At 70.2% G+C, this 7,236-nt stretch carries 8 protein-coding genes; 5 read left to right on the top strand and 3 right to left on the bottom strand.

Annotated elements, in window-relative coordinates; all coding sequences use genetic code 11:
• Window positions 1-193 precede the first annotated feature (193 nt).
• Both LUM46_RS05105 and LUM46_RS05100 read right to left on the bottom strand, forming a co-directional pair.
• A complete protein-coding gene (locus LUM46_RS05105) occupies window positions 194-1,252 on the bottom strand; it encodes a 3-isopropylmalate dehydrogenase (protein WP_274992701.1) in 1,059 nt (352 codons plus the stop codon).
• Window positions 1,253-1,361: 109 nt separating this feature from the next.
• Entirely contained in the window at window positions 1,362-1,760 is a 399-nt protein-coding gene (locus LUM46_RS05100; protein WP_274992700.1) for a VOC family protein, read from the bottom strand.
• An 81-nt stretch (window positions 1,761-1,841) separates the two neighbouring features.
• Between LUM46_RS05100 and LUM46_RS05095 the strand changes: the two genes are divergently transcribed.
• Window positions 1,842-2,078 (top strand): hypothetical protein, encoded by a 237-nt coding sequence (locus LUM46_RS05095; protein WP_274992699.1) that lies wholly within the window; start codon window positions 1,842-1,844, stop codon window positions 2,076-2,078.
• Between the two features lies 1 nt (window position 2,079).
• Here the strand turns inward: LUM46_RS05095 and LUM46_RS05090 are convergent, their stop codons facing one another.
• Window positions 2,080-2,709: an ASCH domain-containing protein gene (locus LUM46_RS05090; protein WP_274992697.1), complete on the bottom strand. Its 630-nt coding sequence runs from the start codon at window positions 2,707-2,709 to the stop codon at window positions 2,080-2,082.
• 198 nt (window positions 2,710-2,907) lie between these two features.
• Between LUM46_RS05090 and LUM46_RS05085 the strand changes: the two genes are divergently transcribed.
• The 4 genes from LUM46_RS05085 to LUM46_RS05070 all read left to right on the top strand — a co-directional run bounded on the left by LUM46_RS05085 (window position 2,908) and on the right by LUM46_RS05070 (window position 7,214).
• A complete protein-coding gene (locus tag LUM46_RS05085) occupies window positions 2,908-4,155 on the top strand; it encodes a quaternary amine ABC transporter ATP-binding protein (RefSeq protein ID WP_274992696.1) in 1,248 nt (415 codons plus the stop codon).
• Window positions 4,148-5,065: an ABC transporter permease gene (locus LUM46_RS05080; RefSeq protein WP_274992694.1), complete on the top strand. Its 918-nt coding sequence runs from the start codon at window positions 4,148-4,150 to the stop codon at window positions 5,063-5,065. Before LUM46_RS05085 ends, LUM46_RS05080 begins: the two co-directional genes overlap by 8 nt.
• A gap of 83 nt (window positions 5,066-5,148) precedes the next feature.
• Window positions 5,149-6,054, top strand: coding sequence for a glycine betaine ABC transporter substrate-binding protein (locus tag LUM46_RS05075; protein WP_274992693.1), 906 nt, complete (start codon window positions 5,149-5,151; stop codon window positions 6,052-6,054).
• A gap of 122 nt (window positions 6,055-6,176) precedes the next feature.
• Window positions 6,177-7,214 (top strand): DMT family transporter, encoded by a 1,038-nt coding sequence (locus tag LUM46_RS05070; protein ID WP_274992692.1) that lies wholly within the window; start codon window positions 6,177-6,179, stop codon window positions 7,212-7,214.
• The last annotated feature ends 22 nt before the right edge of the window (window positions 7,215-7,236 follow it).

Genomic DNA, 7,236 nt, shown 5'->3' with positions numbered 1-7,236 from the left:
CGCGCCGGGAGGATGGGATCCGTCGTTGTTGTCATGTCGATGCCTTTCACCGGAATGCTGTGGTCAGTCTTCCACGCCCGGCAAGGCAGGAGGAGCATTCCGAGCCGGGCGCCTGCCCGGACGGCCGTCGACGTACGACGGCGGCGCCCGGGTTCGGTCTGCGTGACCCGGGCGCCGCCGTCGTACAGCGTGCTTACTCGGTCACGCGGGCCGCGATGTCGCGGCCTACCTGGTCGGTGGTGCGTACAGCGTCGCCGCGTGTCGCCAGGTCCGCGGCGACGGCGTCGTGGACCTTCGCGGACTCCGCCGCGAAGCCCAGGTGCTCCAGCAGGAGGGCGACCGAGAGGATGGTCGCCGTCGGGTCGGCCTTGCCCTGGCCCGCGATGTCGGGGGCGGAGCCGTGCACCGGCTCGAACATCGACGGGGACGTGCGGTCCGGGTTGATGTTGGCCGACGCCGCCAGGCCGATGCCGCCGCTGATCGCGGCAGCCTGGTCGGTGAGGATGTCACCGAAGAGGTTGTCCGTCACGATCACGTCGAACCGGCTCGGGTTGGTCGTGAGGTAGATGGTCGCCGCGTCCACGTGCGCGTAGTCGGTGGTCACGTCGGGGAACTCCGCGTTCACGGCCTCGACCGTGCGGCGCCACAGGTGGCCCGCGTGCACCAGCACGTTGTGCTTGTGCACCAGCGTGAGGTGCTTGCGCGGCCGCGCGGCGGCGCGGGCGAACGCGTCACGGACCACGCGCTCGACGCCGAACGCGGTGTTGACGCTGACCTCGGTCGCGATCTCGTGCGGCGTGCCCACGCGCAGCGCTCCGCCGTTGCCGACGTACGGCCCCTCGGTGCCCTCGCGGACCACGACGAAGTCGATCTCGCCCGGGTCGGCCAGCGGGCTGGAGACCCCCTGGAAGAGCTTGGTCGGGCGCAGGTTCACGTAGTGGTCCAGCGCGAAGCGCAGCTTGAGCAGCAGACCGCGCTCGAGCACACCGCTCGGGACCGACGGGTCGCCGATGGCGCCCAGCAGGATCGCGTCCTGACCCTTGATCTTCTCGAGGTCCTCGTCGGTGAGGGTCTCGCCGGTCGCGTGCCAGCGGCGCGCACCCAGGTCGAACTCGGTGGTGGAGAGCTTGGTGCCCGACGGCGCCAGCGCCGCCTCGAGCACCGCGAGGCCCTGTTCCACGACCTCGGTACCGATGCCGTCACCTGCGACCACTGCGAGGTCGATACCCTCTGTCCTGCCCACCTGTGCCATGTCCGGAGCCTACGCGCGCGACCGGGTGAATGAGACGCGGGTCTCACGGAATGGACGTGAGTGCGACCCTGCCGAAACGGCCGCGGCCGGACCCGGCGCGTGCCTGCCGCTACTGGTCCCTGGCCGAGAGCACGCAGAACTCGTTGCCGTCCGGGTCCGCCAGGACGGTCCAGGTCGCCTCGTCGGGCTGTCCGACGTCGATCACCGTCGCACCCAGCTCCACCAGCCGGGCGATCTCCGCGTCCCGGTCGTCGCTCGTGTGCGGCGCGAAGTCCCAGTGCAGGCGGTTCTTGCCGGTCTTCTCGTGCCCCACCGGGACGAACACCATGCCCGGCGGCACCCGGTGGAAGTCCAGCTGCTCCGAGAGCTCGCCCGCCCACGACGGCACCAGCACGGACTCCTCGTCCGTCTCGAACCGGACGTCCCAGCCCAGGGCCTCGGCCCACCAGCGGGCCAGCGTCTTGTGGTCGGTCGACTCGACCACCGTCGAGTACCAGCGCAGTGCCATCGTCATCACCTCGGGTCGGTTCCGGCGGCCCGCAGGTCCGGGCCGATGCCGACACGGTAGGACGAGACACTGACACTCGCGATGAGTTCCCGGCTCGCCACCGGTCCACCCGGCATGGAGACCAGTGCAACGGAACCCCGGGACATCGCGCGCCGCGTCATCGACGACAACCACTTCATGGTCCTCGGCACCACTGCGGCCCAGGTCCCGGACGCGGAGCTGGCCCCAGCGGTCGACGCCGCGTTCTCCTCCGTCCGGCCGGGAGCGCGGGCGTACGGCGTGGAAGAGCTCAGCGGCGCCACCGGCCACACCGCGTGAGTCAGAGGCGCGGGTAGAGCAGCTCGAACCGCTCGCACACGACGGGCATGTCCGCGGAGAACTCCCGGCCCTCCGGGAGGTTCCGGCGGAAGTACGCCTCGTGCCCCGTGCGCCACGACTCCAGCGTGCGGTCGTCCTCCCCCTCCGCAGCCGCGAAGTCCTCGTCGACCTCGTCGAACGTCACGGTCTCGACGCTCGTGGTGCGGATCAGGGCGCGCGGGTGGTTCTCGCCGTCCAGCAGGATCGACAGCTCGCCGACGACCGGCAGCGGCGCGCCCTCGGCGTCGTAGTCCCACAGAGCCGACGACGTCGCCGTCTTGTCCCCCGCGAGCACCGCGTCCAGCAGCCTCTCGGCCAGCTCCGGCTCGTCGCCGAACGACCAGGCCTGCGGCGGCACGGTCTCGCTCACGGTCTGGCCCACCACGATGCTCGCCTTCGCCATGCCGGCGTACTGCCGGGTGGCCGCCCAGAAGTCGAGGACCTCGGCCGCGAGCTCCGAGTCCTCGGCGGAGACCGTCTCCGGGTCGAACGTCGCGGGATCGAACGTCGCGGGATCGAAGGACTCCGCCCCCGACGCGGCGTCGGTCGGCTCGTTGTCGTCCGCTGCCTGCGGGTTCACGTCGTGAGTCACGGGGACATCCTGCCCTAACCGACGACCCGGGACGAGGCTTCAGCGAACATGACGACCGCTGAACGATCCGGTAACGAACACTTACTCAGTTTGCATGTGCGAGTCCGACCATGATCTGGTAAACGGCGGTCCACGTCCCAGCGGCGTGCTTAACGATTGTTCCCCAGCCCACAATTTCCGCCAAGAAGAGGGGGCTCCGTGCCAGCTATCGAGGCACACCGCCTGTACAAGGTGTTCGGCCGCAAAGGCCGCGAGGGCGTCAAGCGTCTCGAAGCCGGTGCCGACACCGCCGAGCTGAAGAAGGCAGGGCTGACCCCCGCCGTCATCGACGCGTCGTTCACGGTCGAAGAGGGCGAGATCTTTGTCGTCATGGGTCTCTCCGGGTCCGGCAAGTCGACGCTGATCCGCATGATCAACGGGCTCCACCCCCCGACCGCCGGCCACGTGAAGCTCTACGGCGAGAACATCACCGCCGCCACCGGCAAGGATCTGCGCCGGCTCCGCCGCGAGCGGATCAGCATGGTGTTCCAGCACTTCGCGCTGTTCCCGCACCGCTCGGTCATCGACAACGCCGCATACGGCCTCGAGACCCAGGGCGTCGCCAAGGAAGAGCGCCGCAGGCGCGCCCACGAGGCGCTCGAGCTGTGCGGGCTGACCGGCTGGGACGAGCACCTGCCCAGCGAGCTGTCCGGCGGTATGCAGCAGCGCGTCGGCCTGGCCCGCGCACTCGCCGCCGACACCGACATCCTGCTCATGGATGAGGCGTTCAGCGCGCTGGACCCGCTGATCCGGCGCGACATGCAGGACCAGCTCATCGAGCTGCAGCAGAAGCTCGGCAAGACGATCCTGTTCATCACCCACGACCTCAACGAGGCCATGCGTATCGGCGACCGCATCGCCATGATGCGCAACGGGCGGATCGTCCAGGTCGGGACCGCCGAGGAGATCCTCACCGACCCCGCCAACGACTACGTCGCCCAGTTCGTCGCCGACGTCGACCGCACCCGCGTGCTGACCGCGTCGTCCGTCATGGAACCGCCGGTCGCCGTCCTCGGGGCCGAGCAGGGACCGCGCACCGCGCACAAGCTGATGCGCGAGCACCAGATCTCGGCGCTGTTCGTCACCGGACGTGACCGCTCCCTGAAGGGGTACGTCACCGAGGACGAGGTGGGCAAGCACCTGGAGCAGAAGGACATCACCAGCCTCCTGAAGCCGGTGCCCGACGTCGCCCGCGTCACCCCCGACACCTCGCTCGCCGACCTGTTCGGCCCCGCCGCCGAGACCCCGGCCATCGCCGTGGTCGACGACGCCGGCCGGCTCAGCGGCGTCATCCCGCGCATCACGCTGCTCTCGGCGCTCGCCGCGTTCTCCGAGCCGGAGGCTGTGCCGGAACCCGAGGCTGTGCCGGAACCCACCGACCAGACGAAGGAGGCAGTCCGTGGTTGAGCGCGCCGCTCCCCTGACGATCGTGCCGTCCCTGCCGATCGGCGACCTGCTGGAGACCGGCTTCACGTGGTTCAAGGACACGTTCGACGCGTTCTTCGACGTGGTCGGTGACATCATCACCGGCGCCATCGACGGGCTCGCCGGGGTGCTGCTGGCCCCGGAGCCGCTGGTCCTCACCGTGATCTTCGCCCTGCTCGCCTGGCTCGTCCGCGACTGGAAGCTCGGGATCGGCACCCTGGTCGGCATGGTCCTGATCATCGGGATGGGCATGTGGGACCCGGCCATGGACACCCTGGCCCTGGTAGTGGTCGCCACCCTGGTCGCACTGATCATCGGCGTCCCACTGGGGATCCTCGCGGCACGCTCTGCGGTCGTCAGCCGCATCCTCAGGCCCGTCATGGACTTCTTGCAGACCATGCCCGGATTCGTCTGGCTGGTCCCCGTGGTCAAGCTGTTCAGCATCGGCGTGGCCGGAGCGATGGTCGCCACGGTGATCTTCGCGGTGGCCCCGGCCGTCCGGCTCACCGAGCTGGGCATCCGTCAGGTCGACAGCGAGGTGGTCGAGGCCGGGCAGGCCTTCGGCGCCGGACCGCGGCAGATCCTGAAGGACATCCAGCTTCCGCTGGCCCTGCCGACCGTGATGGCCGGCGTCAACCAGGTGATCATGCTGTCGCTCTCGATGGCCGTGATCGGCGGCCTCGTGGGTGCTGGAGGCCTGGGAAACGAGGTGGTCAGCGGCATCTCGACGCTCAACCTCGCCCTCGGCTTCGACGCCGGCATCTCCGTGGTGATCCTGGCGATCTTCCTGGACCGGCTCACCGCCTCGATCGGCTCGCGCAGGCCGGGCCACGGCAGGATGCGCGAGCTCCGCGAGCGCTTCACCCGGACCCCGGCCGGCAGCGCGGCCTGACCAGTCTCTTCCCGCGAACCAAGAACTTTCCTACCTCACGACTCACGGACACGACGATGCATATACGAAACGGAAGGACACCGATGATCGGCACGACCGGCAAGCGGATCGGAGCCGCTGCGGCGGCTCTCACCCTCACCCTCAGCGTCACGGCATGCGCCTCGGCTGACGAGAGCAACCCCAACCCCGGTGAGGGCGACAAGACCATCACGCTGGGCATCATCCCCTCGTGGACAGACGGTCTGAGCACCGCCTACCTGTGGAAGAACATCCTCGAGAAGGACGGCTACACGGTCGAGATCGAGGAGATCAACGACGCCGCGCCGCTGTACACGGGGCTCGCCGAGGGCGACATCGACGTGTACCCGTCCGCATGGCCCGAGGTCACGCACAAGTCCTACATGGACGAGTACGGCGACGACATCGAGGACCTCGGCGCCTACTACGACGACGCCAAGCTGACCATGGCCGTCCCGGAGGACTCGGACCTGCAGTCGATCGAGGACCTCGTCGGCAAGTCGGCCGACTACGACGGCAAGATCGTCGGCATCGAGGCGGGCGCCGGCCTCACCAAGGCCGTCCAGGAGCAGGTCATCCCGCAGTACGGCCTGGACGAGGACGGCTGGGAGCTCCAGACCTCCTCGACGCCGGCCATGCTGAACGCCCTCGAGGAGGCGGTCGACGCCAAGGAGGACATCGTCGTCACGCTGTGGCGTCCCTTCTGGGCGAACAACGAGTTCCCCGTCCGCGACCTCGAGGACCCGAAGGGCGCCCTCGGCGAGGCGGAGGGCCTGCACGAGCTCGCGACCGTCGGGTTCAGCGAGGAGTTCCCCGAGGTCGCCGAGATGATGTCGAAGGCCAAGCTGGACGACGAGCAGTACGGCACCCTGGAGGACCAGGTCGTCAACGAGAACCCGGACGACCCGGCCGCCGGCGTCGAGGCCTGGATCGCGGACAACCAGGACTGGGTCGACTCCCTCACGTCCTGATCTTCGCCGTCGCACCGGACACGGCGCCCCGCTCTCCGACCGGAGGGCGGGGCGCCGCTCTGTGACCAGACAGACAGCCCGGCACTGCTGCCCCGGGCAAGCAAGGTTCCTAGACTCGACACGTGCCCCACGACGTCTCGCTCGACGACCCCGCTCCGGCTGCCGGCCCCGCCCTCGCTGCCGGCCCCGCTCGTGTCGGCGACACCGGCCGGCCGGCCGCTCGCCCCGGCAACCGCGCAGCCGCCGGCGTCGCCCTCGCCGTGGTCGGCGGAGCCGGGATCGCCGTGCAGAGTCGCGTCAACGGCTCCCTGGCGGAGCATGTCGGCAGCGGCTATCTCGCGGCGGTCGTGTCGTTCGGGTCCGGGCTGCTCCTGCTGACGCTGGCGCTGCTGGTCTCCCGGCGCAGCCGGGCCGGTATGCGCCGGGTTCTCGCCGCCCTGCGCGACGGCGGCCTGCGTCCCTGGCAGGTCCTCGGGGGCGCCGCCGGCGGATTCTTCGTCGCGACCCAGGGCCTCACCGTCGGGGTGCTGGGCGTCGCGACCTTCATCGTCGCCTTCGTCACCGGCCAGTCCGTCGGTTCGGTCGTCATCGACCGGCTCGGCCTCGGGCCGGGCGGGGTACGGCTGGTGACGCTCCCCCGCGCCGTCGGCCCGGTGCTGACCGTGGCCGCCGTCGCCATCGCGATGTCCGGGGACCTCGGGTCGCCGTCTGCCCTGCTGCTGGCCGTGCTCCCGCTGCTGGCAGGCATCGGGTCGGCCTGGCAGCAGGCGGTCAACGGGCACGTGCGCGCCGCGGCCGGCGACGTCCTCGCCGCTACCCTCGTGAACTTCGTGGTCGGCACCGTGGTGCTGGCGGCTGCCCTCGGGGTGTCGCTGCTGGTCGAAGGGCTGCCCGACGGTGCCTTCCCGACGGACCCGCTGCTGTACACCGGCGGGATCATCGGCATCGCGTTCATCGCGCTGTCCGCGGCAGTCGTGCACCGGATCGGGGTGCTGCTGCTCAGCCTGGGCATGATCGCCGGACAGATCGTCACGGCACTGGTGCTCGACGTGGTCACGCCGGGCGCCACGCCGCCAGGGGTCGCTACCTCCGTGGGCGCCGCCCTGACGCTGGTCGGCGTGGCGGTGCCGCTCCTCGCGGAGCGGCGCCGCCACGCCTGACGCGGCGCTACCTCGTCAGCGC

Source organism: Promicromonospora iranensis (assembly GCF_028994805.1).
GTDB classification, from domain to species: Bacteria; Actinomycetota; Actinomycetes; order Actinomycetales; family Cellulomonadaceae; genus Promicromonospora; species Promicromonospora iranensis.
This window is presented reverse-complemented; position numbering and strand designations above follow the sequence as displayed.